This is a genomic window from Rhodopseudomonas palustris, assembly GCF_003031265.1.
In the GTDB taxonomy this organism is placed as follows: Bacteria; Pseudomonadota; Alphaproteobacteria; order Rhizobiales; family Xanthobacteraceae; genus Rhodopseudomonas; species Rhodopseudomonas palustris_H.
In genome coordinates, this window is the sequence record NZ_CP019966.1 from 169733 (window position 1) to 195568 (window position 25836).

A 25836-nucleotide genomic window follows, 5' to 3' on the forward strand; every position below is an offset into this window, starting at 1 on the left:
ACGCAAAGGGGCGTCGTTCACAGGGGGCAAAAATGAAACGAGTGAGCCAGTTGAGCATCCTGCTCGCGAGCGCAGCGACGATGACTTCAGTCGACGCTGCACGAGCGGGCAACGAAGGCGTCTATGAATTGGGGACGATTCATGTGACCGCGGCAGGCGCCAACTCATCGGAGTTCAACAACTTCGGCGGCAGCACGATCTCCAACCAGCAGACCGAGCGCTTCGATAAGCACACGCTCGACAGGGCGATCGACCTCGTGCCGGGCGTAGCCGCCGGGACCACCGGCAGCCAGCGCAACGAGACCAACATCTATGTTCACGGTTTCGACCGGCTGCAAGTGCCGCTGTCGATCGACGGCGTGCGCATCTATCTTCCCGCCGACAACCGGATCGACTTCTCCCGCTTCCTCACCGACGACATCTCCGAGATTCAGATCGCCAAGGGTTACGTCTCCGTGCTCGACGGTCCAGGGGGGCTCGGCGGCGCCATCAACCTGGTGACGAAAAAGCCGGTACGGCCGATCGAAGGCGAGTGGCGCTCGCAGGCCGAGTTCGGCAACGGCGGCCGATTCGACGGATTCCGCAATTACGGGCGGGTCGGCGGCAAGCAGAACGACTATTACTTCCAAGCAAGCGCGAGCTGGCAGAAGATCGACGGTTGGGAGCTGCCGTCGAGCTTTACGCCGACCTCGATCGAGAACGGCGGACGCCGCGACTTCTCGTCGTCGAACGATTGGAGCGTCAACCTGAAAGCCGGATGGACGCCGAATCCGGAGGACGAGTACTCGATCAACTTCATCCGCCAGAACGGCCAGAAGGGTGCGCCCTACAATGTCGAGCCGACGGCGTCGCAGAAATACTGGTCGTGGCCGTATTGGAACGTGCAGATCCTGTCGGCGGCGACCAAAACCGCGATCGGCGATGACGCCTACGTCAAGACGCGAACCTTCTGGGAAACGTTCGACAACGCGATAGACATGTGGGACGACGCAGCGCAGACGCTGCGCTATTCGAGCAGCGCGTCGCGCTCGATCTATCAGGATTGGGCAATCGGCAATTCGATCGAGGTCGGCAAGGATTTCGGCCGGTTCGATACGCTGAAATTCGCCACTCACGTGCGGCGCGACAACCACTCCGAGTGGAACGAGCTTTACACCGACCGCTACGGCCTGAACGGCACGACAACGCCGAAGAGCAAGACCTGCGCCACCACCAAGACGGCCAACATCAATTGCTTCGATGAACCGGCCCAGACCTCGACCGAAGACACCTATTCGGTCGCGACCGAGAACACCGTGCATTTCGGTCCAGAAATCGACTGGGTGCAGGGCGTCAGCTACGACTGGCGCCACCTCGGCAAGGCCGAGGAATACGTGCTGGGACAGGTCAACAAGTCGGTCTATTATGAACCGTACTGGATCAACTACAGGCTGACCGATTCTTCGGCTCTGAACTGGCAAACCGCGGCGGTCTGGCGCTATTCAGAAACCGCCAAGCTGTTTGCGAACATCTCTGACCGCACTCGCTTCCCGACGTTGTTCGAGCGGTTCAGCTCACGGTTCGGCACCGGCGCCTCCAATCCCGATCTGGCGCCGGAGCGTGCCATCAATTACCAGATCGGCTGGACCAACGCGTTCGCCCCGAAAAGCCAGGTCTCGATCCTCGGCTACTACGCCACGGTCGAGAACATGATGCAGTCGGTCGCGACCGGCAAAAGCTACACCGACCCGATCACCGGCAAGGTCTCCGCGATCACGCAATATCAGAATGTCGGCGACGGCTACCGCTACGGCGTCGATTTCGCGATCGACTATGCTTTCTCTCCGACGCTGATCGCGGGCGGCAACATCTCCTACATCCACAATGTGCTCACCAATCCGATCGACCCGACGATCGAGCAGACCGGCATTCCGACCGTGAAGGGCATGGTCTACGCGACCTACAGTCCGATCGAGGGGCTGACGCTGACGCCGAACGTGACCTACGCAGACGAACGATGGTCGCAGAAGACGGAGGTGATCAACAACAAGACGGTCTCCAGCTACGTGAAGACCGGCGCCTATGTGCTGGCCAACTTCGCCACGGAATACAAGGTGCGTGAGAATTTCACCGTGTCTGGCGGCGTGAAGAACATCTTCGACAGAAACTACCAGCTTGCTTGGGGCTATCCGGAGCCCGGCCGCACGTTTTACGTCGGCTTCAAGGGCACCTTCTGACCGAATGGCGGATGCAAGCAGGCCCCGTCGATACGGGGCCTGCGACGGAGAATTCGATGCACGACATCTCGCTCACCCCCGCCGCCGTGTTCGCCCAGGCCGGGCCGGTCGTCAAAACCGTGCTGGTCCTGTTGCTCGCGGCATCGATCCTGAGCTGGGTCTGGATCGCGGAAGCGGTGGTGGCGTTCATGCGGCTGTCGGCCGCGCTCCGCCGCAGCCGCGACGGCGACGAAGCAACGATCCTCGCCACGGTCTCCGCCGCGGGCGCAGCAGCGCGCGATGCATCGCCGCGAGGCACCAGCGAAGCCGATCGTCGGGCCAAAGTCGTCGATGCCATGACGCGGGCCGCGCGCGACCTGATCCTTAAGGCCGAAGCGGGGCTGCCCAATCTGGCCATCGTGTCCTCGGTGGCGCCTTTCGTCGGCCTGTTTGGGACGGTGTGGGGAATCATGACCAGCTTTGCCGGCATCGCCGAAGCGCGCGACACCAGCCTTGCCGTGGTCGCACCCGGCATCGCCGAGGCGCTTGCGGCCACCGCCTGGGGGCTCGCGGCCGCGATCCCGGCGTCGATCGGTTACAACCGCATCGGCGCATTGTTCAACAGGACGGCGATCGCGCTCGACGATTTCGTGCAGGCAGAGGCCGAGCGCCTGATCGGGGCGGACCTCGAGCGCGCCACCGCGAGATCGCGATAGGAGTGCCGCGCCATGAGCGTTCTTGAAGCGATCCGCTCGCGGGGCAATGAACTCCGCCCGCAGGCGGAGATCAACGTCACGCCGCTCGTCGACGTGATGCTCGTCCTCCTCATCGTCTTCATGGTGACCGCGCCGATGCTCACCGCCGGCCTGCCGGTCGATCTGCCGAAAGCGACGACCGCGCAACCGGTCGAGCAATCCGAGCCGATCGTCGTCACGCTCGATCGCGACGGCAACGCCCAACTCGGCGACAAGGGCGTCGCGGTGGACGGGCTCGGCGATGCCATCCTGACGCTGGCCGCCGGCGACAAAACGCGTGCCATCCATGTCCGCGCCGATCGCGAATGCCGGCACGGGGCGTTGGTGACCGTGCTCGACCAACTCGGTGCCCACGGTCTGTCCCGCATCGCGATCTTGACCGAACGCGACCCTCGTGGCCGCGCACCGCGCCCGGACTACAAACCACGCGATCAGAGATGAAGAGGCCGACTCTGGCGCTTTCGCCGGGCGGGCGACTTCTGCTGGTCGGCGCGGTCGCCGCTTGTCACGCGATGGTCTTCCTGCACTGGACAGAGAGGTCGTCGCCGCTGGCGATCGAAACGCCGATGGAAGTGACGATCATCGCGGCCGGCGAGGCAGCCATCGATATCCCCGAAGCCGTCGCGGCGCCGGCGCCGGCGGAGCGTTCGCAACCTGAACCGCCCGAGAGCTCGCCAGCGGCCAACGAACCGGCGCACGCCAACGATCAGCCGCCCTCCCCCGAACCTTCCCCGGAAGTTGTCGAGACGCCGAAATCCCCAATCCGCGTCGAGACCTCGGCGAAGCCGAACCGGCCGCAGCCATCGCGATCGGACAGGCGTCACAGCAAGAGCGACCACAAGCACCCCGCCGCACCAGCTCGCCCCTCCTCGCGCCACGCAGCCGCGACCTCCGACGACGCCGGGGATTCCGAGATATCACGCGTCCGGACACGCATGGGTGCGGACACAGGACAGCAGACATCGACCGCCACGTCCCGGGCGAGCTACGCAGCGCTGGTGGTCGCCGAATTCAATCGCCGCAAGGTGTATCCGGATTCCGCGCGCCAGACTCGCCAGGAGGGGACGGCTTCACTGTCGTTCGCGATCGGCGCATCCGGTCAAGTAATCAACTACAGAATCACCCGTTCGACCGGCAGCGATGCACTGGACCGCGCGATCGATTCGATGATGAAAACCGCCCGGCCGCCGCCCCCGCCCGACGGCCTATTCCGCGGTCATTTCGTCGTGCGCTTTTCAATCGACGATTGAGTCGGGCTAGAGTCGCCGACGTCATCCGGCGCGGCCGCAGCTTGCTCCCCTGCGACGCGAAAGGCGCAGCGGAGCTCAGAGGCACTCGAACAGAACACCAGTTTGCAGGCTAATGGCGGAGAGGGAGGGATTCGAACCCCCGATAGGCTTGCACCTATGCCGCATTTCGAGTGCGGTGCATTCAACCACTCTGCCACCTCTCCTGGTGCCAAAGCGGGCGATTCACGCCCGGTGGTCGGGGCGTGTTCTAGGCGAGGAGCGACAGATAGACAAGGCGGGGTGCGGCGGATTTTCTCGCCAGATTTGATCCGAAGGCTCCAGATCACCGGCCGCGCAGGCCCGGCAGCCAAACGGGCTCAGGCCTTCTCCTTGCTATCCTTGTCTTTTTTACCCTTCTCCTTGTCCTTCTCTTTGTCTTTTTCCTTATCCTTCTCGCGGTCCTTCTTGGCCTTGTCCTTGTCGCGGCGGTTGGTGAAGCGGGCGTTGCCGAGGCCGGTGCCGATCGTCAGCACGCCCCAGCGCTCGAATTCCTGCATGAACGGCACTTCGCTGAGGCCTTGGGCCACGCCGTCATTGTGCATCAGGATCGCGGTATCGTGGCTGCCGATCATCGGGATGCCTTCGAGCAGGCTGCGCGGCAGGTGGAATTTGCTGCTCTCCCAGTTGCCCGGCAGGTTCTGGGCGCCCTTCTCGATCGAGCCATCGGCATTGATCACGCCGGGGCACGAGATCCCGATGAACGGCGCCAGCTTGAAGCCCTCGTCCTCGGCTTCCGAGATCAGGTCCTTGAGCATGCGGGTCAGCCGCTTCACGGCGCCCTCGCGAGTCGGCTCGTCGTCGGCGTGCCGCCACAAATCCGACTTCCACACCGAGGCTTTGGACAGGTCGGGCGCCTTCTTCCAGGCGGTCTCGACCACGCCGCAGCGGATGTTGGAGCCGCCGATATCGACCGCCAGGATGCTGTCGTGGCCCTCGAAGATCCAGGACGGCGCCAGATGCAGGCACCCGAGCAGCCCCGCCTCGTCGGGGTGAAACCGGATCGGTACCAGATCGACCGCGTGGCCTTCCGCTTTGAGCAGAATGTCGGTGCGGGCGATCGCGAGCTCGCCGACCCGGCTCTGGCGAAAGCCACCGCCGACCACGATGCACTCGGTCTCGGCCCAGGCCTTGGTGCGCAGGAAGCGCTTGGTGACGTGAGCGAGCTCCTGGGCGAAATCCTCGATCGCGCTGTGAACCACCGCGGCGGCGGCGACGTCGTCGCCGGCCAGCGCTTCGTCGAGCGCGCTTTTGGCGATCTTCTTGGTGTCGCGCCGCCCGAACGGATCGTCACCGGTCTCGCGCAACGCCTTGCGCCAATCGTCGAGCAGGCGCTGAAACGCCCCCTTGGAGGCGCGGTCACCGAGAAAGCCGTCCTCGTCCTTGATCTCGATATTGTAGCTGTCGATCTCGACTGAAGGCAGCCGGGTGGCGCCGTGTGCGGCGATGCCGGCGTTGGTGGTGGTCAGACTGTCCTCAGCCATCGAGAGTACCCCCGTTCAAAACCGAACGACAACGATCCGGGAACCGGTTGGTTGCATCGCGTTCGCAACGGCTGGTTTTAGCGTCCGGCCCGCACGCGGCTGCATTTTGCCGGCTTCCGCCTTGACGGACGCGGAGTGGCGGGTATAAGTCACGCACCGGCGCGGGCAGGTCTCGCGCCGATTTGTTTTGTGCGGCCAGAGGCGAAGCTTTCGCCCGGCTCAAGTCCATCCGCACCAAAGCCGCGACGCTTCGTCGTCGCACCCCGTCATCGACTGACCAAAAAGCCGGTCCGGGTTAACCGAGGCCGGGATCGAACACGAAGGAAGAAAAAGATGTTCGCAGTCATCAAAACCGGCGGCCGGCAATACCGTGTCGTTCCGGAAGATGTGCTCGAAGTAGGCAAGCTCGACGGCGACGTCGGCAGCATTGTCCAGCTCGGCGAAGTGCTCGTGCTGGGCGGCGACACCCCGGTTCTCGGCGCGCCCACCGTGGCCGGCGCTACCGTGGCGGCCGAAGTGCTGGACCACAAGCGCGGCCCGAAGGTGATCGCGTTCAAGAAGCGTCGTCGCAAGCACTCCAAGCGCAAGCGCGGCTACCGCGATGAAATCACCGTGCTGCGGATCACCGAGATCCTCGCCGACGGCAAGAAGCCTTCGGTCGGCCCCCGCGCCAAGCGCGCAAAGGCTGCCCCGGCTGCGGAAGCAGCCGAATAAGGCGCCGCGCGCAGCAGACGTGACAAAAAAGCGGGATGATTCCGTAACGGGATTCATCTAAAAGGTATTTCGGATTTTGGAGACGAGCCATGGCTCATAAAAAGGCGGGCGGTTCCTCGCGCAACGGACGTGATTCCGCAGGCAAGCGCCTCGGCGTGAAGGCGTTTGGCGGCGAGCACGTGATTCCCGGCAACATCATTGCGCGTCAGCGCGGCACTCAGTGGCATCCCGGCCTCAACGTCGGCATGGGCACTGATCACACCTTGTTCGCCAAGGTGGAAGGCCGTGTCGAATTCCGCGCCAAAGCCAACGGCCGCACCTACGTATCGGTACTCCCGATTGCGATGCAGGCGGCCGAATAGACGGTGGACAAAAATATGTGTCCGCCGGGTCCTGTCAAACCGGCGGAGCACAACTAAGGGCTCCAGGGGAGGCGGGAAAACCGGCCTCCCCTTTTTCTTTGCGTACCTTTCACGGCGCACCTTCAGGAGCCCGCCATGTTGCAGGAGATCCCGACCACCACGCCCTCGTTGCGCGAGGCGAGACCTTGCGTCCTCGAGACCGAGCGGCTGACGCTGCGTAAACCGGTTCTCGCGGACATCCAGGCCATCGCTTCGCTCGCCAACGATCGCCGCGTCGTCGAGATGACCCGGCGGATGCCGTTTCCCTACACGCGCGACGACGCCGCGCGCTTCGTGACCGCGCTGCCCAAGAGCAGCGACAGCGTGTTTCTGATCGAGGCCGAGGATCTCGAGCCGATCGGACTGGTCGGCGTCGATTGGAGCGACCGCGACACTCCGGAGCTCGGTTACTGGCTCGGCGTGCAGCATTGGGGCAACGGCTACGCCACCGAAGCCGCGCGGGCGGTGATCGACTTCGCCTTCGAGGTGCACGGCGCCAAGCAGATGATCTCGGCCGCCCGTGTGATCAATCCGGCATCGCGCAACGTGCTGGAGAAGTGCGGCTTCCAATGGACCGGCGTCGAGCTGCACCGCTTCGAGTCGATCGGATCGTCGACCCCGGTCGACTGCTTCCGCCTCACCCGCGGGGTGTGGTCGTCGCTGAAGAAGTGGGGCACCACCAAGCGGCGCTGCTGATCAGCACCTCGACACGCTATCATTGAAGTGAACGGATCGGCCGGGTTGTGACCCGGCCGATGTTGTTTCGGGACAGACGTATCAAGCCGCGCCCTCGCCGTTACCCACCGCTTAACCACGGCCGGAGGACGAGCCGTCAGCCTCGGTGGGAACCGAGTTCAGCGCGCGGCCCAGGCTGCGTAGGACGGACTTCCAAACAGGGAGTTCCGACATGTCCGCTCATCGCTACATCCAAGCCGTCCTCGCCCGCGACCTCGCCGAAGAAATCAAGCCGCTCGCGCCTGCGACGATCGAGCAGGTCGAACTCACCGCCGACCGCGCAGCCGAAGCCGAGCAGCACCGCGAGCGGACCGAGCAGCTCAGCTTCCGGTTCGTCGATCTCGACCGCCGTTTCGGCATCTGATGTGCGAGCAGGCGCGTTCAATTGGCGCTTAACCATCGCCGGCTGATCGCGCCGCCTGCAACTTCGCGCATACGCGATCTTCATCAACCACGTGTAGTTAGGCGTCAGCTCGACCAGGGAGGTCCCGATGTCCGATTCGCCCGACCAAACCGTCGCCGTCCGCGACGTGCGTGATGAGTTCCGTGCCGACCTCGACGCGTTCGAGGCGACCGAGCGCAAGCTTCTGATCGAGGAACGCCGCGAACGCGCGCGCGTGCTCAGCGAACGTTTCAGCGGACTGGCGCTGCGGGTCGGCGAGTAGTCAACCGCCCTCGGACGGCCGCGGCGCGCTGCGCTCGCGCCAGCCGAGATACAGCCCGGCCGCGATAATGATCGCGACGCCGGCCACGGTCGCCCGCGACGGCACATCGCCGAATAGCAGCCAGCCGAACGCGGCGGCGAAAATGATCATCGTGTACTGATACGGCACCACGACGCTGGCCGGCGCGAGCCGCAGCGAACGGTTGACGCACAGCAGACCGACCGCCGACACCGCGCCCGAGATCGCAAACCACACCAAATCAGTTGCGGACGGCGTGATCCAGCCGGACGGCGCCAGAACGAGGCCGAGCAGTAGCGTGCCCGCGAATTGCTGCGAGGCCAGCACCATGTCGGGCGTCTGGCGCAGAAACCGCGTCAGTAGCAGCAGGCCGGCGAACAGCACGCTGGCGAGGATCGCAATCAGCGCCGGCCAGCTCATCGTCTGGGTCGACGGCTGAAGCGCGATCAGCACGCCGACAAAGCCGACGACGATCGCGATTCCGCGCGCCCGGTCGATGGTCTCCCCCAGAAACAACGCGGCGCCGACCGAGACGAACAGCGACGAGGCAAGATAGAAGGTGATGACGTCGGCGAGCGGCAGATAGGCGGCCGCCAGATAGAACACCGCGACTTCGCAGGCCGCGATCACCATCCGCGCCAGTTGCACCCCCGGCCGCTCCAACCGCAGAAACGCCTTCCGCTGGCGCCAGATCAGCGGCGACAGCACGAACAAGCCGGCCAGCGCCCGCAGCAGCAGCAATTGCCCGACCGAATAGGTCGCCACCACCGTCTTGCCGGCCGCATCGGAGAACGAAAACGCCAGCATCGCCAGCAGCATCAGCAAAATGCCGGCGATCCGGGCGGTGCGCGGGTCGGACGCGGTGGCGATTTTGGCGAACAGCCCCATATTTGGCCCGGACGGTTGTGACCGCCGCTTATCGCCCCGGGACTCGGGCTGGTGCAAGGCGGCGGAGGGTCGCTTCGACTTTCAGACCGCGGCAGCAGCGGACGGTGATCGAAGTGTTGCCGCGCCCCCCGACCTTACGATACGGATGACCCATGAAATTCCTCGATGAAGCTAAGGTTTACATCCGCTCCGGCGACGGCGGGAACGGCTGCGTGGCGTTCCGCCGCGAGAAGTTCATCGAGTTCGGCGGCCCCAATGGCGGCAATGGCGGCCGCGGCGGCGACATCATCGTCGAAGCCGCCGACGGCCTGAACACCCTGATCGATTACCGCTACCAGCAGCACTTCAAGGCGCAGAAGGGCGGCAACGGCATGGGCAGCGACCGCCACGGCGCGGGCGGCAAAGACATCGTGATGAAGGTGCCGGTTGGCACTCAGATCTTCGATGAGGACAAGGAAACGCTGATCCACGACTTCACCAAAGTCGGCGAGCGTTTCGTCCTGGCCAAAGGCGGCAATGGCGGCTTCGGCAACGCCCATTTCAAATCTTCGACCAACCGGGCGCCGCGCCACGCCAACCCTGGCCTGCCAGGCGAAGAGCGCTGGATCTGGCTACGGCTGAAACTGATCGCCGACGCAGGCTTGGTCGGGCTGCCGAACGCCGGCAAGTCGACCTTCCTGTCCAAGGTCAGTGCCGCCAAGCCGAAGATCGCGGACTATCCGTTCACGACGCTGCATCCGCAGCTCGGAGTGGTGAACAGCGACGGCCGCGAATTCGTTCTGGCCGATATTCCCGGTCTGATCGAAGGCGCCCATGAAGGCGCCGGCCTCGGCGACCGTTTCCTCGGCCATATCGAGCGCTGCCGGGTGCTGCTGCACCTGATCGACGCCACCTGCGAACACGCCGGCAAGGCATACAAGACGGTGCGCGGCGAACTCGAAGCTTATGCTGAGACGCTGGTCGACAAGATCGAAATCGTCGCGCTGAACAAAATCGACGCGGTCGAACCGGACGAGCTGAAGAAGCAGAAGGACCGGCTGAAGCGCGCCGCCAAGAAGACGCCGCTGCTGCTGTCGGGCATAACCGGTCAGGGCGTGCCTGAGGCGCTGCGGGCTTTGGTTGCGGTGATCGGCGAAGCGCCGGTCTCGGACAAGGCGATCGGCACTGCGGACAATCCCGCCGAAGCCAAGCCCTGGGCACCGCAGGACGCGTGATTCCTCGCGTCCGGCCTCGATCGCGGCAGGTCTGCTGATCCGTTCGCACGGCTTGCGCGGCCCGTCCTGGTGCTGCAAAACGAGCCTCTTCCTGCCAGTCGCACTGCTTTGCGCACCGCGACGTTGTGATCGATATCTCCATGGCCAGCCCCAAGCTTCACGATTTCCGCCACATCGTCGTCAAGGTCGGCTCGTCGCTGCTGATCGACTCGGTCGCCGGCGAGGTCCGAGCCGGGTGGCTGACTGCGCTCGCCGCCGACATTGCCGAGCTGCATCGTGGCGGCCGTGACGTGATGGTGGTGTCGTCCGGCTCGATCGCGCTCGGGCGCAGCCGGCTGAAGCTGCCGCGCGGCCCGCTCAAGCTTGAGGAAAGCCAGGCGGCAGCGGCAGTCGGCCAAATCGAATTGGCCCGGACCTGGTCCGAAGTGCTTGGCGCCCACGGCATCGGCGCCGGCCAAATCCTGGTGACGTTTCAGGACACCGAAGAACGGCGTCGTTATCTCAATGCCCGCTCGACCATCGCCAAACTGCTGGAATGGCGCGCGGTGCCGGTGATCAACGAGAACGACACCGTCGCCACCACCGAGATCCGCTACGGCGATAACGACCGGTTGGCGGCGCGCGTCGCCACCATGGCGAGCGCCGATCTGCTGATCCTGCTGTCCGACATCGACGGGCTGTACACCGCACCGCCTGGCAGCAATCCGGACGCCACGCTGATTCCCGTGGTCGAAGCGATCACCGCCGAAATCGAGGGCATGGCAGGCGCTGCCGGCTCGGAGCTGTCGCGCGGCGGCATGCGCACCAAGATCGAAGCGGCCAAGATCGCGACCTCCGCCGGCACTCACATGCTGATTGCCTCTGGCAAGATCGATCATCCGCTCAAGGCGATCGCCGAAGGTGGCAAGTGCACCTGGTTCCTGACGCCGGCCAATCCCGTGACGGCGCGAAAGCGCTGGATTGCCGGTACGCTGGAGCCGAAGGGCACGTTGACGATCGACGCCGGCGCCGTCAGCGCGCTGCGCGCCGGCAAGAGCCTGCTGCCAGCCGGTGTGATCCGGGTCGACGGCCAGTTTTCCCGCGGCGATGCGGTGATTGTGCGCGGACCGGACACCCATGAGATCGGCCGTGGCCTCGTCGCTTACGACGCTGAGGATGCCGAGAAGATCAAGGGCCGGTCGTCGCCGGACGTGATGATGATCCTCGGGATCACCGGCCGGGCCGAGATGATCCATCGCGACGATCTGGTCGTCGGCACGGCGCCGGCCTGACGCGCAGTCCTTCGGTGCCCCTGCCGCGTGTTAGCAAGCAGGGGTTTCGTGGACGTCCGGTTAGCAATGAACCGCCAAATCGCGGCAACCTCGTCGATTGCCGAAAGGACCGGGATCACCCGGTTTCCCCGCAACCGGCTTGGCGGAGCGGCCTTTTCCCCCTATTTACATGACCTACCACGGATTTTTCAGGCTCAACGCTATGACCGCCTCGCTCAAAGCCATCGACGGCAGCGCCGAACTCACGACGCTGATGACCGACCTGGGTCGGCAGGCCCGCGCCGCCGCGCGGACCCTGGCGCTGGCGCCGCCGGAGCAGAAGAACCGCGCGCTGGAAGCGATGGAGCGGGCTATCCGCGCCGGCGCCGACAAGATCCTGGCGGCGAACGCCGAGGATGTCGCCGATGCGAAAGCGGCCGGTACCACGTCGGCATTCTTGGACCGTTTGACGCTGACGCCCGCGCGCGTCGAAGCGATGGCCGAAGGCATCGCGGTGGTGCGCGGCATCGCCGACCCGGTCGGCACCGTGACCGAAAGCTGGCAGCGGCCGAACGGCATGACCATCGAGCGCGTCCGCGTGCCGCTCGGGGTCGTGGCGGTGATCTTCGAAAGCCGCCCCAACGTTGCGGCTGACGCCGGCGTGCTGTGCCTGAAGTCCGGCAACGCCGTGATCCTGCGCGGCGGCTCGGAGAGCTTCCGCTCGTGCCGTGCGATCCATGACTGCCTGGTGCAGGGTCTGCGCGAGGCCGGGCTGCCGGATGCGGCGATTACTTTGGTGCCGACCCGCGACAGGGCCGCGGTGGGCTTGTTGCTTTCGGGCCTCGATGGAACGGTCGACGTCATCGTGCCGCGCGGCGGCAAGAGCTTGGTCGCCCGCGTCGAAAGCGAAGCGCGGGTGCCGGTGTTCGCGCATCTGGAAGGCGTCAATCACGTTTATGTCGATCGCAGCGCTGATCTGGAGATGGCCAAGTCGATCGTGCTGAATGCCAAGATGCGCCGTACCGGCGTCTGCGGCGCAGCCGAAACGCTACTGATCGACCGCGCGGCCGCAGCGACGCATCTCGCTCCGCTGGTGACGATGCTGATCGACTCGGGTTGCGAAGTGCGCGGCGATCAGGCCGTGCAACAGGTCGATCCCCGGGTAAAGCCGGCGAGCGATGAGGACTGGGATACTGAGTATCTCGACGCGGTCATCGCCGCCAAGCTGGTCGATGGTGTCGACGCGGCGATCGCGCATATTCACGATCACGGATCGCATCACACCGATGCGATCGTCGCCGAGGATGCGCAGGCGGCACAGAAGTTTCTCAGCGAAGTCGACTCCGCGATCGTGCTGCACAACGCATCGACGCAGTTCGCCGACGGCGGTGAGTTCGGCTTTGGTGCCGAGATTGGAATCGCCACCGGCAAATTCCACGCCCGCGGACCGGTCGGGGCCGAACAGCTGACGACGTTCAAGTATCGCATCCATGGCAGCGGACAAACCCGGCCGTGATGCTGCCGTGCCGCCGAGGCTGAGGTGACGACGGACCTCGCCGCAGCCCGCCGCGCGATTCCGCCGTTCACGCCGGGAATGCGGATCGGCCTGCTCGGCGGCTCGTTCAACCCGCCGCATCTGGCACATCGCGCGATCAGTCAGTTCGCGCTCAAACGGCTGATGCTCGATCGGGTGTGGTGGCTGGTATCACCGGGCAATCCGCTAAAGGATATCTCCAGCCTGCGCGAGATCGACGCCCGGGTTGCCGCGGCGCAAGCGATCGCGGACGATCCGCGCATCCAGGTCAGTCGTCTCGAAGCCGTCATCGGCACCCGCTACACTGCAGACACTCTCCGCTATCTGCGCCGGCATTGTCCTGGCGCTCGCTTCGTCTGGATCATGGGCGCCGACAATCTGGCTCAGTTCCATCGCTGGCAGCAGTGGCAGCAGATCGCGGCCGAGGTCCCGATCGCTGTGATCGATCGTCCCCCCACCAGCCTCCGCGCGCTCGCGGCTCCCGCCGCCCAGCGTTTGATGCGAATGCGAATTCCTACCAATGAAGCAGCAACCCTGGCGGATCGCCAGCCGCCCGCCTGGGTGTTTCTCACCGGGCTGAAATCGCCGGTGTCGTCGACCGCTTTGCGGAACCCCGACGGAAGCTGGAAGACATGATGGTCGCGTTCGCTGGACTCTCGGCGCGGCGCTCCCCACATCGGATGTGTGACTTTTGCGAGACGGCGCGGCGGCGTTTACGGCTCCTGCAAGGCGCCCTGGATTCCACTTTGCTGGAAATTGCTTTAGAATGGCCTGTGGGCGCCGGGAGTCGGCACCCGCGATACAGTGAAAGGAAAGGTCCCTGACCACTTCTGTATTGTCTACGTCGGCTTTGCCGAAATCGGTCGCGGCAAAGGCTTCGCGGTCCGCGTCAACCAGGACTGCGCCAGTACCGACCCCTGAGGCGATCGCGCCGGATGCATCGCAGTTCAAGGCTGCGCCGGATGCGGAAGCGACGCTGCAACTGATCCTCTCCCGCCTCGACGACATGAAGGCGGAGGAGACGGTGACCATCGACCTCCGCGGCAAATCAGCGATGTTCGACTACGTGGTCGTCACCACTGGACGGGTTAACCGTCACGTTGGCGCGATCGCCGAGAACGTCGTCAAGGCCCTGAAGCAGGCCGGCATCGCCGCGCCGCACGTCGAAGGCTTGCCGAACTGCGATTGGGTGCTGATCGACGCCGGCGACGTCGTGTTGCACGTCTTCCGTCCCGAGGTCCGCGAGTTCTACAACCTCGAACGGTTGTGGACGCAAGGTCCGGCGCCGGCGAAGACGCTGTAGTCATCGTAGTCCGTGTGGCGTCGGCGCGGCTGAAGACGCGTGTCTGACGGATGGGTAGCGCGGCTCTCGCGCAAAGGGCGCGTGAGCCGATGCGATTGTTGATCCTGGCTGTCGGGAAGCTGAAACAGGGGCCGGAGCGTGAGCTCGCCGAGCGCTATCGTGCGCGGTTCGACGACCTCGGCCGCAAGCTCGGCTTCCGCGGCCTCGACGTCCATGAAATTGCCGAAAGCCGCGCCCGCGAGGCGCCGGCCCGGATGGCGGAAGAAGCCGCCGCGATTATCGCTCAGGTGCCGGATGGCGCCGTGTTGGTCACGCTCGACGAGCGCGGACAGAGCCTCGGCAGCACCGCCTTCGCCGCTCAGCTCGGCCGCTGGCGGGACGAGCAGGTGCCCGGTACTATTTTCGTGATCGGCGGAGCAGACGGACTTTTGCCTGAATTGCGGCGCAAGGCAAAGCTGAGCATGTCGTTCGGGGGGGCGACATGGCCGCACCAAATGGTTCGCGTGATGCTGCTGGAGCAGATCTATCGGGCCGCGACGATTTTGGCGGGACATCCTTACCATCGTGCGTAACCGACGCCGTAGCGAACCGATGCATGCACCGCGCAACACGGCTGCGAGGCACACTGCGGCTGCCGGCTCTTGGCGGCCCGCGGTTCTATTGTCCGCCGGGCTCGCTGCGGGCTTGTGGGCGGGCGACTTGGCGCGTCCGAACGGGACGCTGATCTCCTCGGCGAAGGCCCAGACCGCCCCGGCCGCCACGACGGCGACGCCGTCGATGGCGGACCTGATCAAGCAGCATGAGCAGGAGCTCGAAGCGGCACGGGCGCAGCAGAAGAGCGCCGCCGAGCAGCAGGACAAGCTCAAGGCCGATCTGGCGGCGATCGGCGCTGACCGCACCAAGCTCAATCAGGAACTGATCGACGTCGCCGCCAAGGTGCGGGCGGTCGAAACCCGCATCAGCGACGCCGAAGCGCGCCTGCGCCCGCTCGACGCGCGCGAGACTGAAATCCGCACATCGCTGGACGCCCGCCGCGGCGAGATCGGCGAGGTGCTGGCCGCCCTTCAGCGCGCCGGGCGCCGCGCCCCGCCCGCACTGCTGGTTCGCCCCGAAGACGCACTGGAGTCGCTGCGCACCGCGATCCTGCTAGGCGCCGTGGTGCCGGAGCTGCGGACCCGCGCAGAGCGTCTCGCTATCGATCTCGGCGAACTGATCGCGGTGCGCCAGAAGATCGCCGCCGAGCGCGACCAGCTCGCCGCCGACCGCAATAACCTGACCACCGACCAGACCCGGCTCGCCGCCTTGGTCGAAGAGCGGCAGCGGCAACAGAGTGCGGTCGAAAAGGACATCGAGGCCGAGCGCGGCCGGGCGCTGACGCTGTCGCGCCAGGTCGACAGCCTCCAGGGCCTGATTGCCAAGATGGAGCAGGACCTCAAGAGCGCCGCGAAGGCTGCGGCCGCCGCCGATCAGAAGGGCGCTCCGGCTGCCGGCAAGGCCAACCTGGCGGCGCTGAAGGACCCCGGCCGGCTGAGCCCGGCGATCGCATTCGCTTCCGCCAAGGGCATGCTGCCGCTGCCGGTCAACGGCACCAAAATCCGCGAATTCGGGCGCCCCGACGGGGTTGGCGGCGTCGAGCGCGGCATCTCACTGGCGACGCGCGCCGGCGCCCAGATTACAACACCTTGCGATGGCTGGGTGGTCTATGCCGGCCCGTTCCGCTCCTATGGACAACTCTTGATCCTCAATGCCGGTGGCGGGTATCATGTCCTGATCGCCGGGATGGAGCGCATTTCAGTCAATATCGGGCAGTTCGTGCTCACGGGAGAGCCGGTCGCGACCATGGGTTCGACCTCGCGGGTCGCCTCGATCCTCGCGGCCAACGCCAGTCAGCCCGTGCTCTACGTCGAGTTCCGTAAAGACGGCACTCCCATCGATCCAGGCCCATGGTGGGCCGCAAATGAAGGCGAGAAGGTTCGCGGATGATGCGCAAGACTTCGGTAATCCTCCTCAGCGCCGTCACCGGTGCCGCGCTGACACTTTTCGTCACCCAACCTCGCACGATGCTGATGGGCGCCACCGCTCGCGCCGCCACCTCCGACACCTACCGCCAGCTCAATCTGTTCGGCGACGTGTTCGAGCGGGTGCGCAGCGACTACGTCGAGAAGCCGGACGATTCCAAGCTGATCGAATCCGCCATCAGCGGCATGCTGGCCGGTCTCGATCCGCACTCCAGCTACATGGACGCCAAGAGCTTCCGTGACATGCAGGTGCAGACCCGCGGCGAATTCGGCGGTCTCGGCATCGAAGTCACCATGGAAGACGGCCTGATCAAGGTGGTGTCGCCGATCGACGATACCCCGGCGTCGAAGGCCGGCATCCTGGCCAACGACATCATCACCAATCTCGACGACGAGGCGGTGCAGGGCCTGACCCTGAACCAGGCGGTCGAGAAGATGCGCGGCCCGGTCAATACCAAGATCCGGCTGAAGATCGTCCGCAAGGGCCAGGACAACCCGATCGAAGTCACGCTGGTGCGCGACAACATCCGTGTCCGCTCGGTGCGCGCGCGCGTCGAAGACAGCGACATCGGCTACATCCGCATCACCACCTTCAACGAGCAGACCACCGAAGGGCTCAAGAAGGAGATCGCGAACCTCACCAACCAGATCGGCGCCGACAAGCTGAAAGGCTTCATCCTCGATCTGCGCAACAACCCGGGCGGCCTGCTCGAGGAAGCCGTGACGGTGTCGGACGCGTTCCTGGATCGCGGCGAAATCGTCTCGACCCGCGGCCGCAATGCCGAAGAGACCCAGCGCCGCTCCGCCCATGCGGGCGACCTCACCAAGGGCAAGCCGGTGATCGTTCTGGTCAACGGCGGCTCGGCCTCCGCGTCGGAAATCGTCGCCGGTGCGCTGCAGGATCACAAGCGCGCCACCGTGGTCGGCACCCGTTCGTTCGGCAAGGGTTCGGTGCAGACCATCATTCCGCTCGGCTCCGGCAACGGCGCCCTGCGGCTGACGACGGCGCGCTACTACACGCCGTCGGGCAAGTCGATTCAGGCCAAGGGCATCACTCCGGATATCGAAGTGATGCAGGACGTGCCGGCCGACCTCAAGGCCCGGACCGACACCAAGGGCGAAGCCTCGCTGCGCGGCCATCTGAAGGGCGCCGACGGCGACGAGAAGACCGGCTCGCAGTCCTACGTGCCGCCGGAAGCCAAGGACGACAAGGCGCTGAAGGCCGCCGCCGATCTGCTGCACGGCATCAAGGTCAACGCTTCGGCTCCGGCCGACAAGCAGACCACCGGCGACAAGGCTGCGATCGACAAGCCGGCCGGCAACAAGGCAGCGAACTGATCGCTCGTCTCAAGGTTGATGTATCTGCTGAAAGGGCGGCCTGCAGGCCGCCCTTTTTGCTGGGTGGCCCTTCCTCACACGGCGTCCCTCGGCGGTCTCCGGGTGTGTCGTGCTATCGTCGCCTGCGACTGATTCGGGAGATCGTTGGCAGTGGCGGCGGACGAACTAAGCACCCCGCTGGGTCAGAAGCGGAACCGGTGGCAGCGGCTGCGCCATTACCGGCTGCCGTTCAACGCCACCCAAGGGGTTGCGGCGCTGCTCGGCCTGTTCGTGCTGGTGTTCCTCGGCTTCGCGCTGTTCGGCAATGATCCCTTTGGCGGCGAGCCGGTGGTGCGGGTCGAGATCAAACCAAGCCCGGAAGAGGCCAAGCAGACCTCGGCCGAAGCCGGGAAGGATCAAAGCGGCAAGCCGGAGAATGCTCCGGCGGCTGCCGCCGAGAAGAAGGATGCCGCTGAGTCGAAAGACGCGGCCGCCGGTCAGAAGACCATCACCATCATCGACGGCTCCAAGGGCACGCGTCAGGACGTCGTGGTCGGGACCGACAGCGCCGACAAGGGCGAGCCTCCGGCAGGACCAGCGACCTCAGACGGCATCAACCCGAAACTGCTGGAGCAGTCGCGCTACGGCATGATCCCGGTGATGGCCGGCGGGCTGAAACCGTTCTCGGCCTACGCGATGACAACCGATGCCGATCGCGCCAAGGCTGAGCGGATGCCGACCGTGACGATCGTGGTCGGAGGGCTCGGCATCGGCGCGGCCCGCACCAACGATGCAGTGATGAAGCTGCCGGCCGCGGTGGCGCTCGCGTTCACGCCCTACGGATCGGACCCGGGCAAGCTGGCGACCGAAGCGCGGACCAAGCGCCACGAAGTCATTCTGCAGATTCCGATGGAGCCGTTTGATTATCCGGACAACGACCCCGGACCGCAGACGCTGCTGACCTCCAGCGCACCGGAGCAGAATCTCGACCGCCTGAATTGGCATCTCAGCCGGATCCAGGGCTATGTCGGCCTGTCGAACTTCATGGGCGCGCGGTTCGTCGCCACCGAGCCGGCGATGCAGGCGGTGATCCGCGACGCCGCCAAGCGCGGACTCGGCTATCTCGATGACGGCACCGCGCCGCGCAGCGTCGCCGGAACGCTGGCGAAATCGCTCGCGATCCCATTCGCGCGGGCCGATCTCACGATCGATCAGGTGCCGGCCGGCGCCGATATCGACAAGGCGCTGGCGCGGCTGGAGAGCATCGCCAAGGAGCGGGGCAGCGCTGTCGGCATGGCTTCTGCGCTTCCGGTGACGATTGAACGAATTGTCAACTGGAGCAAGAGCTTGGAGAGTCGCGGGATCCTCCTGGCGCCATTGACAACGGCGATGCTGAAATCAAAATCAAGTTGAGTCACCCCAACCTCGGGGATGCGGAAGGCACTGACGGAATGGCCCGCTACGAAGACCTGCCCTATCGAACCTGCGTCGGCGTGATGCTGATCAACCGGGAGGGTCTCGTCTTCATCGGGCGCCGCACCGGCGGCATCGAACACGTCGACGACACCCACGTCTGGCAAATGCCGCAAGGCGGCGTCGATCCCGGCGAAGACACCTGGGAAGCCGCCAAGCGCGAGCTTTATGAAGAAACCAGCGTCCACTCGGTCGAGAAGCTCGCCGAGGTGCCGGACTGGCTGATCTACGATATCCCGCGCACCGTGGCAGGCCGCGCCTGGAAGGGTCGCTATCGCGGCCAGCGCCAGAAATGGTTCGCGGCCCGCTTCACCGGCGCGGACTCTGAGATCAACGTCGTCCACCCCGGCGGCGGCCACAAGGCGGAGTTCACCAGCTGGCGCTGGGAGCCGATGCACAATCTTCCGGAGTTGATCGTGCCGTTCAAGCGCCCGGTCTACGAGCGCGTCGTCAAGGAATTCTCGCAGCTCGCCGCGGCGGTGTGAGGCGGCCGATCCTTTCGTCGTTGCAAGCGCAGCGAAGCAATCCAGGGCTCGGTGAACTGAGCCCTGCATTGCTCCGTGGCTACGCTCCTCGCAACGACGCGGGAACTCCGTGACCAATCTCGCCGCCTCGTCGCGCGGAGGCAAGGGGCCGCGAGACCATCATCCGGCGGCCATCGCGGTCTGCAGGATATGATCGCAGTGCGCCTTCACGGTGTGGTGGGCGAAGACGTGGTCGCGCGCAGCCAACGCCATGCGGCGCAGCTTGTCCTTATCCGCCAGCGCTGACGTGACGGCGCGTTCCAGCCCACCGGGTTCGATGTCGTAGTACACGCCGTGCTGACCGGACAGCAGCGGTGCATAGCGCACGATGGTCGGGTTGTTCATCAGCGGCACCGACTGCACGATCGGCGCTTCGTAATGCCGGTAGCAGTCCCAGCCCATGCCCTCCGGCGACCACGCCAGCCAGGAATGCGACATCCGCTCCATAAACGCCTCGTAAGGCAGTCGCTCGGTCGGCTGATCGATCCGCACGCCCGCCGCCCGCAGCCGCTCCAGCTCCGGCAGACCGTCGCGCCGTACCGTGGAATTGCCGTCGACCGAGCCGATGAAGAAGATGTCGTGTGTCTTCTCCGGAAACGGTGCGTCCCGCCAACGTGGGTCGAACCGGAATTGCGGCAGCGAGATCGGCTGCAGCTTGTCGATCCGGCGCTGCCACTTCTCGCTGCGGCGATAGCGCAGCGTCGGCAGATGCGGATGCACGGTGCCGGCCAGCGCCTGCCATTTGTCGCAAGGCAGCTCGCGTTTGAAATACGCCTTCGCCTTGTCGAGCAGGAAGACGCTGCTCTTCGAGATCGCGAAGTGATCGTCCATCTCGACCGCGACCACCGGCACGGGCGACTTCACCCAGCGGAACACGCTGGGGCCGAATTGGCGGGTCAGCGCGGCCCACGGATTGGTCGGGGTGTAGAAGATGCCGCGCGCCCAATAGCGCGGATGCCAGGGCGAATAGCGCAGGCTGTTCACCACCACGACGTCGTATTCACCTCGGCCGGCGGCGCGCAGTTCGCGCAGCACGCGGTCCGGCGTCGAGAAGCCGTCGAGCTTGCCGAAGTCGTCGGTCAGCTTGGTCCAGGTCCACAGGCAGGTGGTGCGCTCTGGATATTGCAGTTTGAAATAGCCGCCGCCGATTTCGAGAATGCGGAGCTTGGAGGTATCGACGGGCGTGGTCATGAATTGAATTCGCCTGGCGCAAGTCGCAGCAGGCGACGCGCCGCCCGCGTGGGTCGGCGACACCGCCGGGACGGCGGTCGCCGCAGCCGGTGGCAGCCGCTCGCAGCAGCGAGCCACGGTTTCGGCGCTTGCCTAGCATGGGGTTTCTTGCCATTCAATGCGGCGGAAAACGGCCGACGCGACCGCGTCCGGCCGGGCGTTTCGAGCCAAATGGGCACCCGTTCCCGCGACTGAGGCGCGTCCGAACCCGCCCCTGTCCAGGACCCAGCGATGCGATTGTCCCGACGAATTCTCGTGAGCGGCGGCGCCGGCTTCATCGGCTCGCACCTGTGCGACAAGCTGTTGGCCGAAGGCCATGAAGTTCTGTGCGTCGACAATTATTTCACCGGCTGGCGGCGCAACATCGAACATCTGGTCGGTACGCCCCGATTCGAGGTGATGCGCCACGACGTCACCTTCCCGCTGTATGTCGAAGTTGACGACATCTACAATCTCGCGTGCCCGGCTTCGCCCGTGCACTACCAGCACGATCCGGTGCAGACGTTGAAGACGTCGGTGCACGGCGCCATCAACATGCTGGGCCTCGCCAAGCGCACCCGCGCCAAGATTTTCCAGGCCTCGACCAGCGAGGTTTACGGCGACCCCCACGTGCATCCGCAGCCCGAGAGCTATTGGGGCCACGTCAATCCGCTCGGCATCCGCGCCTGTTACGACGAGGGCAAGCGCGCCGCCGAGACGCTGTTCTTCGACTATCACCGTCAGCACAAGGTGAGGATCAAGGTCGCGCGAATCTTCAATACCTACGGGCCGCGGATGCATCCCAACGACGGTCGCGTGGTGTCGAACTTCATCGTCCAGGCGCTGTCCGGCAACGACATCACCATCTACGGCGACGGCAGCCAGACGCGGTCGTTCTGCTACGTCACCGACCTGCTCGACGGCTTCGCCAGGCTAATGGCGAGCGGCGATGAGTTCATCGGACCGGTCAATCTCGGCAATCCGGTCGAGTTCACCATTCGGCAGCTCGCCGAGATGGTGATCGAGATGACCGACTCGAAGTCGAAGCTGGTGATGATGCCGCTGCCGTCGGACGATCCGCGCCAGCGCCAGCCCGACATTTCGCTGGCCCGCCGCGAGCTGGGATGGGAGCCGAAGGTGCCGCTCGCCGACGGTCTCAAGGAGACCATCGGCTACTTCCGCACCCTGATGGCGTCGTGACCGCGCGCCCGTCTGTCGAGTCACTCCCGTATCGCCGCAACGTCGGCATCGCGCTGTTTGGCTGCGACGGCCGCGTTCTGATTGGGCGACGGTTTCGCGACGACGGCCCGGAGATCATTCTGCCGGGCCTCGAATGGCAGATGCCGCAAGGCGGTATCGACGAAGGCGAAGAGCCGCGGATCGCGGTAATGCGCGAACTTTGGGAAGAGACTGGCGTGACCAACGCCGAGATCCTCGGCGAAACCGACTGGGTCAGCTACGACTTCCCGCCTTACGACGGCCCAGCCCACCGCCTCGCCGTGTTTCGCGGTCAGCGCCAGAAATGGTTCGCGCTGCGCTTCACCGGCAGCGAGGCGGAGATTGATCCGCTCGCCGTCCGCAACAACATGCCGCCAGAATTCGATGCCTGGCGCTGGGAGCGCCTCGACCGCGTCGCCGATCTCGTCGTGCCGTTCCGCCGCGAAGTCTATCGGGAAGTTGCGCGGAGTTTTTCGCGGTTTGCCGCCGCTCAAGCTTAGCTGCGGCGCCTTCTTCACTACCGTACGTCATGCGCGGGCTTGACCCGCGCATCCATCATTCTTGAGAAAACAGATGGATTGCCGGGTCAAGCCCGGCAATGACCACTGTTTAGAGCGCCGCCTCAAAAGCAAATGGCCGGGACGATGCCCGGCCATTCGAAACTTCAGAACACCCGGTCGCGACGTCAGTGCATCGCAGTGGTGTTGAGCTCGTGCTGGATGCTCTTGAAGTGATCCAGGCGCTCGATCGCGCGGTCGAGCTCGTCGCCGACCTTGCCGGGGATCTGCTGCTCCATGGTCTGGATGGTCGCGGCGAAGTCCTGCAGGTCCAAGTCCGGTGCCGCGGTCGCGACATCGGCCAGAACGGTGAGGCCCTTCTCGGACACTTCGGCGATGCCGCCGAGCACCACGATCTTCTGCTTGTTGGCGCCGGCCGTCACGGTGAGGATGCCCGGACGGATCACCGCCACCACCGGCGCATGACCGGCGAGCACACCGAAGTCACCCTCGGCGCCCGGAATATCGACCTGATCAACTTGGCCGGAGAAGGCGACTTGTTCGGGCGAAACCAGATCGAAGTGGAAGGTGGACATGCTCGCTGCTCTCTCTGCGGTCACCCGCGGGCTCAACCCGCGGGTCCATCAGGAAACGATTTGAGTCGATGGATGGCCGGGACACGCCCGGCCATGACGTGCTCTCTCGGCTCAGGCCGCCTCAGCGGCGAGCTTCTTACCCTTCTCGACCGCCTCTTCGATGGTGCCGACCATGTAGAACGCCGCTTCCGGCAGGTGGTCGTACTTGCCTTCGCAGATCGCGCGGAAGCCCTTGATGGTGTCGACGAGGTCGACAAACTTGCCCGGCGAGCCGGTGAACACTTCGGCGACGAAGAACGGCTGCGACAGGAAGCGCTCGATCTTACGGGCGCGGGCCACGGTCAGCTTGTCCTCTTCGGACAGTTCGTCCATGCCCAGAATGGCGATGATGTCCTGCAGCGACTTATACTTCTGCAGGATCTGCTGAACCATGCGCGCGGTGGTGTAGTGCTCTTCGCCGACGATCGAGGCGGACAGCATGCGCGAGGTCGAGTCGAGCGGGTCCACCGCCGGGTAGATGCCCTTTTCCGAGATCGCACGGTTGAGCACGGTGGTGGCGTCCAAGTGGGCGAACGAGGTCGCCGGCGCCGGGTCGGTCAAGTCGTCGGCCGGAACGTAGATCGCCTGCACCGAAGTGATCGAACCCTTGGTGGTGGTGGTGATGCGCTCCTGCAGCGCGCCCATGTCGGTCGCGAGCGTCGGCTGATAACCCACCGCCGACGGGATACGGCCGAGCAGCGCCGACACTTCCGAGCCGGCCTGGGTGAAGCGGAAGATGTTGTCGACGAAGAACAGCACGTCCTGACCCTGGTCGCGGAAGTGCTCGGCGACGGTCAGACCGGTCAGGCCGACGCGGGCGCGGGCGCCCGGCGGTTCGTTCATCTGGCCGTACACCAGGGCGCACTTGGAGCCTTCGCCGCCGCCCTTCTTGTTGACGCCGGATTCGATGAACTCGTGATAGAGGTCGTTGCCTTCGCGGGTGCGCTCGCCGACGCCGGCGAACACCGAGTAACCGCCGTGGGCGCGGGCGACGTTGTTGATCAGTTCCTGGATCAGCACGGTCTTGCCGACGCCGGCGCCGCCGAACAGGCCGATCTTGCCGCCCTTGGCGTAGGGCGCGAGCAGGTCGACGACCTTGATGCCGGTGACGAGGATTTCAGCTTCGGTCGACTGGTCGGTGTAGGCCGGGGCTTCCTGGTGGATGGCGCGGAGACCTTCCGACTTGATCGGGCCCTGCTCGTCGACCGGCTCACCGATCACGTTCATGATGCGGCCGAGCGTGCCGTCGCCGACCGGCACCGAGATCGGCGCGCCGGTGTCGGTGACTTCCTGGCCGCGAACCAGACCTTCGGTGGTGTCCATCGCGATGGTGCGGACGGTCGATTCGCCGAGGTGCTGCGCAACTTCGAGCACCAGGCGGTTGTCGCCGTTCTTGGTTTCGATGGCGTTCAGAATGGCCGGCAGATGCCCTTCGAACTGAACGTCGACGACGGCGCCGATCACCTGCGTGATGCGTCCGGTCTGATTGGCGGGTGTAGCCATTTCAACTGTCTCCCTGAAGTCCGAAAACCCGTCCACGGTCGATCGACCGGACGTAAAACCTTGTGAAGTCGCGTCAGATCGCCTCGGCGCCCGAGATGATCTCGATCAGTTCCTTGGTGATCATCGCCTGCCGGGTGCGGTTGTAGACCAGCGTCTGCTTGCGGATCATCTCGCCGGCGTTGCGGGTGGCGTTGTCCATCGCGCTCATCTGCGCGCCGTAGAACGACGCGTTGTTCTCGAGCAGAGCGCGGAAGATTTGCACCGCGAGATTGCGCGGCAGGAGGCCCGAGAGGATCTCGTCCTCTTCCGGCTCGTATTCGTAAGAGGTCGCCACCGCGCCTGCGGCGGGCGCCGCCACTTCCAGCGGGATCAACCGCTGGGCGGTCGGGATCTGCGAGATCACCGACTTGAAGCGCGAGTAGAACAGCGTGCAGACGTCGAACTCGCCGGCATTGAAGCGGGCGATCACCTTCTTGGCGATGTCCTCGGCGTTGACGAAGCCGATCTGACGCACCGAGCGCAGCTCGACATTGTCGATGATCTGCTTCTCGAAGTTGCGGCGCAGCTGCTCGTAACCTTTGCGGCCGACGCAGAAGAACTTGACGGTCTTGCCCTGGCTCATCAGCTCGAGCGCGCGCTCGCGAGCGAGGCGGACGATCGAGGAGTTGAACGCACCGGACAGGCCGCGCTCGCCGGTGCACACCAGCAGCAGGTGAACCTGGTCCTTGCCGTTGCCGGCCAGAAGCACCGGCGCGCCGGGCGAACCCGCTGCGGCACCGGCGATATTCGAGATCACCGCTTCCATCTTCTCGGCGTAGGGCCGCGCTGCTTCCGCCGCCATCTGGGCGCGGCGCAGCTTCGAGGCGGCCACCATCTGCATCGCCTTGGTGATCTTCTGCGTCGCCTTCGTCGAGGCGATGCGGACGCGCATGTCTTTAAGTGAAGCCATTCTCAGTCCACCCCGGCGATCTGACCTGTGATCCGACCGCGAACCTCACAT

General features: G+C 65.1%; 27 protein-coding genes and 1 tRNA gene. 21 read left to right on the top strand and 7 right to left on the bottom strand.

Annotated features, from left to right (window positions below; translation table 11 throughout):
- Positions 1-80: 80 nt before the first annotated feature.
- The 4 genes from RPPS3_RS00775 to RPPS3_RS00790 are packed head-to-tail and all read left to right on the top strand — an operon-like array spanning position 81 to position 4200.
- Positions 81-2216: a TonB-dependent receptor gene (locus RPPS3_RS00775; RefSeq protein WP_234820054.1), complete on the top strand. Its 2136-nt coding sequence runs from the start codon at positions 81-83 to the stop codon at positions 2214-2216.
- Positions 2217-2272: 56 nt separating this feature from the next.
- Positions 2273-2911, top strand: a complete 639-nt coding sequence (locus tag RPPS3_RS00780) for a MotA/TolQ/ExbB proton channel family protein (protein ID WP_107342412.1) — start codon at positions 2273-2275, stop codon at positions 2909-2911.
- A gap of 12 nt (positions 2912-2923) precedes the next feature.
- On the top strand, positions 2924-3391 hold the full coding sequence (locus RPPS3_RS00785; protein WP_107342413.1) for an ExbD/TolR family protein: 468 nt from the start codon (positions 2924-2926) through the stop codon (positions 3389-3391).
- Positions 3388-4200 (top strand): energy transducer TonB, encoded by an 813-nt coding sequence (locus RPPS3_RS00790; protein ID WP_159060635.1) that lies wholly within the window; start codon positions 3388-3390, stop codon positions 4198-4200. The genes RPPS3_RS00785 and RPPS3_RS00790 overlap by 4 nt, the downstream gene beginning before the upstream one ends.
- Positions 4201-4313: 113 nt before the next feature.
- Here RPPS3_RS00790 and RPPS3_RS00795 read toward each other — a convergent pair.
- Positions 4314-4403: transfer RNA gene (locus RPPS3_RS00795), tRNA-Ser, on the bottom strand.
- Positions 4404-4556: 153 nt separating this feature from the next.
- A complete protein-coding gene (locus RPPS3_RS00800; protein ID WP_107342415.1) occupies positions 4557-5720 on the bottom strand; it encodes an ROK family protein in 1164 nt (387 codons plus the stop codon).
- A gap of 333 nt (positions 5721-6053) precedes the next feature.
- Between RPPS3_RS00800 and rplU the strand changes: the two genes are divergently transcribed.
- The 5 genes from rplU (at position 6054) to RPPS3_RS24570 (ending at position 8235) form a co-directional block, all read left to right on the top strand.
- Positions 6054-6434: a 50S ribosomal protein L21 gene (rplU, locus tag RPPS3_RS00805; protein ID WP_107342416.1), complete on the top strand. Its 381-nt coding sequence runs from the start codon at positions 6054-6056 to the stop codon at positions 6432-6434.
- Between the two features lie 89 nt (positions 6435-6523).
- The gene (gene rpmA / locus RPPS3_RS00810; protein ID WP_011155727.1) at positions 6524-6796 is read left to right on the top strand and encodes a 50S ribosomal protein L27; all 273 of its coding nucleotides are present in this window, start codon (positions 6524-6526) and stop codon (positions 6794-6796) included.
- Between the two features lie 135 nt (positions 6797-6931).
- Complete coding sequence (locus RPPS3_RS00815) at positions 6932-7531, top strand: GNAT family N-acetyltransferase (RefSeq protein WP_107342417.1); 600 nt, start codon at positions 6932-6934, stop codon at positions 7529-7531.
- Between the two features lie 211 nt (positions 7532-7742).
- Positions 7743-7934, top strand: coding sequence for a hypothetical protein (locus RPPS3_RS00820; RefSeq protein ID WP_107342418.1), 192 nt, complete (start codon positions 7743-7745; stop codon positions 7932-7934).
- A 127-nt stretch (positions 7935-8061) separates the two neighbouring features.
- On the top strand, positions 8062-8235 hold the full coding sequence (locus RPPS3_RS24570; protein WP_199852179.1) for a hypothetical protein: 174 nt from the start codon (positions 8062-8064) through the stop codon (positions 8233-8235).
- On the opposite strand, the gene RPPS3_RS00825 is transcribed toward RPPS3_RS24570, so the two are convergent.
- Positions 8236-9141, bottom strand: a complete 906-nt coding sequence (locus tag RPPS3_RS00825; protein WP_107342419.1) for a DMT family transporter — start codon at positions 9139-9141, stop codon at positions 8236-8238.
- Between the two features lie 152 nt (positions 9142-9293).
- Here RPPS3_RS00825 and obgE point away from each other — a divergent pair, with 152 nt between their 5' ends.
- From obgE to RPPS3_RS00875, 10 genes are all read left to right on the top strand, one after another.
- Entirely contained in the window at positions 9294-10355 is a 1062-nt protein-coding gene (gene obgE / locus RPPS3_RS00830) for a GTPase ObgE (protein WP_107342420.1), read from the top strand.
- A 140-nt stretch (positions 10356-10495) separates the two neighbouring features.
- On the top strand, positions 10496-11626 hold the full coding sequence (gene proB, locus RPPS3_RS00835; protein ID WP_107346368.1) for a glutamate 5-kinase: 1131 nt from the start codon (positions 10496-10498) through the stop codon (positions 11624-11626).
- Between the two features lie 202 nt (positions 11627-11828).
- Positions 11829-13121 (top strand): glutamate-5-semialdehyde dehydrogenase, encoded by a 1293-nt coding sequence (locus RPPS3_RS00840; protein ID WP_107342421.1) that lies wholly within the window; start codon positions 11829-11831, stop codon positions 13119-13121.
- Positions 13122-13145: 24 nt separating this feature from the next.
- Complete coding sequence (locus RPPS3_RS00845; RefSeq protein ID WP_107342422.1) at positions 13146-13775, top strand: nicotinate-nucleotide adenylyltransferase; 630 nt, start codon at positions 13146-13148, stop codon at positions 13773-13775.
- Between the two features lie 289 nt (positions 13776-14064).
- Entirely contained in the window at positions 14065-14442 is a 378-nt protein-coding gene (gene rsfS, locus RPPS3_RS00850; RefSeq protein ID WP_107346369.1) for a ribosome silencing factor, read from the top strand.
- A gap of 89 nt (positions 14443-14531) precedes the next feature.
- Entirely contained in the window at positions 14532-15014 is a 483-nt protein-coding gene (gene rlmH, locus RPPS3_RS00855; protein ID WP_011155735.1) for a 23S rRNA (pseudouridine(1915)-N(3))-methyltransferase RlmH, read from the top strand.
- A 19-nt stretch (positions 15015-15033) separates the two neighbouring features.
- Complete coding sequence (locus RPPS3_RS00860; RefSeq protein ID WP_107342423.1) at positions 15034-16425, top strand: murein hydrolase activator EnvC family protein; 1392 nt, start codon at positions 15034-15036, stop codon at positions 16423-16425.
- Entirely contained in the window at positions 16422-17798 is a 1377-nt protein-coding gene (locus tag RPPS3_RS00865) for a S41 family peptidase (protein ID WP_107342424.1), read from the top strand. Before RPPS3_RS00860 ends, RPPS3_RS00865 begins: the two co-directional genes overlap by 4 nt.
- Positions 17799-17948: 150 nt before the next feature.
- Positions 17949-19190, top strand: coding sequence for a divergent polysaccharide deacetylase family protein (locus tag RPPS3_RS00870; protein WP_107342425.1), 1242 nt, complete (start codon positions 17949-17951; stop codon positions 19188-19190).
- A gap of 38 nt (positions 19191-19228) precedes the next feature.
- Positions 19229-19735 carry an RNA pyrophosphohydrolase gene (locus RPPS3_RS00875; protein WP_107342426.1) on the top strand — a complete coding sequence of 169 codons (507 nt, stop codon included), beginning with the start codon at positions 19229-19231 and terminating at the stop codon, positions 19733-19735.
- A gap of 159 nt (positions 19736-19894) precedes the next feature.
- Here RPPS3_RS00875 and RPPS3_RS00880 read toward each other — a convergent pair whose 3' ends face one another.
- Positions 19895-20965: a glycosyltransferase gene (locus tag RPPS3_RS00880; protein ID WP_107342427.1), complete on the bottom strand. Its 1071-nt coding sequence runs from the start codon at positions 20963-20965 to the stop codon at positions 19895-19897.
- A 270-nt stretch (positions 20966-21235) separates the two neighbouring features.
- On the opposite strand from RPPS3_RS00880, the gene RPPS3_RS00885 reads away from it, so the two are divergent.
- Positions 21236-22183: a UDP-glucuronic acid decarboxylase family protein gene (locus RPPS3_RS00885; RefSeq protein ID WP_107342428.1), complete on the top strand. Its 948-nt coding sequence runs from the start codon at positions 21236-21238 to the stop codon at positions 22181-22183.
- The gene (locus tag RPPS3_RS00890; RefSeq protein WP_107342429.1) at positions 22180-22701 is read left to right on the top strand and encodes an RNA pyrophosphohydrolase; all 522 of its coding nucleotides are present in this window, start codon (positions 22180-22182) and stop codon (positions 22699-22701) included. Before RPPS3_RS00885 ends, RPPS3_RS00890 begins: the two co-directional genes overlap by 4 nt.
- A gap of 185 nt (positions 22702-22886) precedes the next feature.
- Here the strand turns inward: RPPS3_RS00890 and RPPS3_RS00895 are convergent, their stop codons facing one another.
- From RPPS3_RS00895 to RPPS3_RS00905, 3 genes are all read right to left on the bottom strand, one after another.
- Positions 22887-23294 (bottom strand): F0F1 ATP synthase subunit epsilon, encoded by a 408-nt coding sequence (locus tag RPPS3_RS00895; protein WP_107342430.1) that lies wholly within the window; start codon positions 23292-23294, stop codon positions 22887-22889.
- A 111-nt stretch (positions 23295-23405) separates the two neighbouring features.
- On the bottom strand, positions 23406-24836 hold the full coding sequence (gene atpD, locus RPPS3_RS00900; protein WP_107342431.1) for a F0F1 ATP synthase subunit beta: 1431 nt from the start codon (positions 24834-24836) through the stop codon (positions 23406-23408).
- 73 nt (positions 24837-24909) lie between these two features.
- The gene (locus RPPS3_RS00905; RefSeq protein WP_107342432.1) at positions 24910-25785 is read right to left on the bottom strand and encodes a F0F1 ATP synthase subunit gamma; all 876 of its coding nucleotides are present in this window, start codon (positions 25783-25785) and stop codon (positions 24910-24912) included.
- Between the last annotated feature and the right edge of the window lie 51 nt (positions 25786-25836).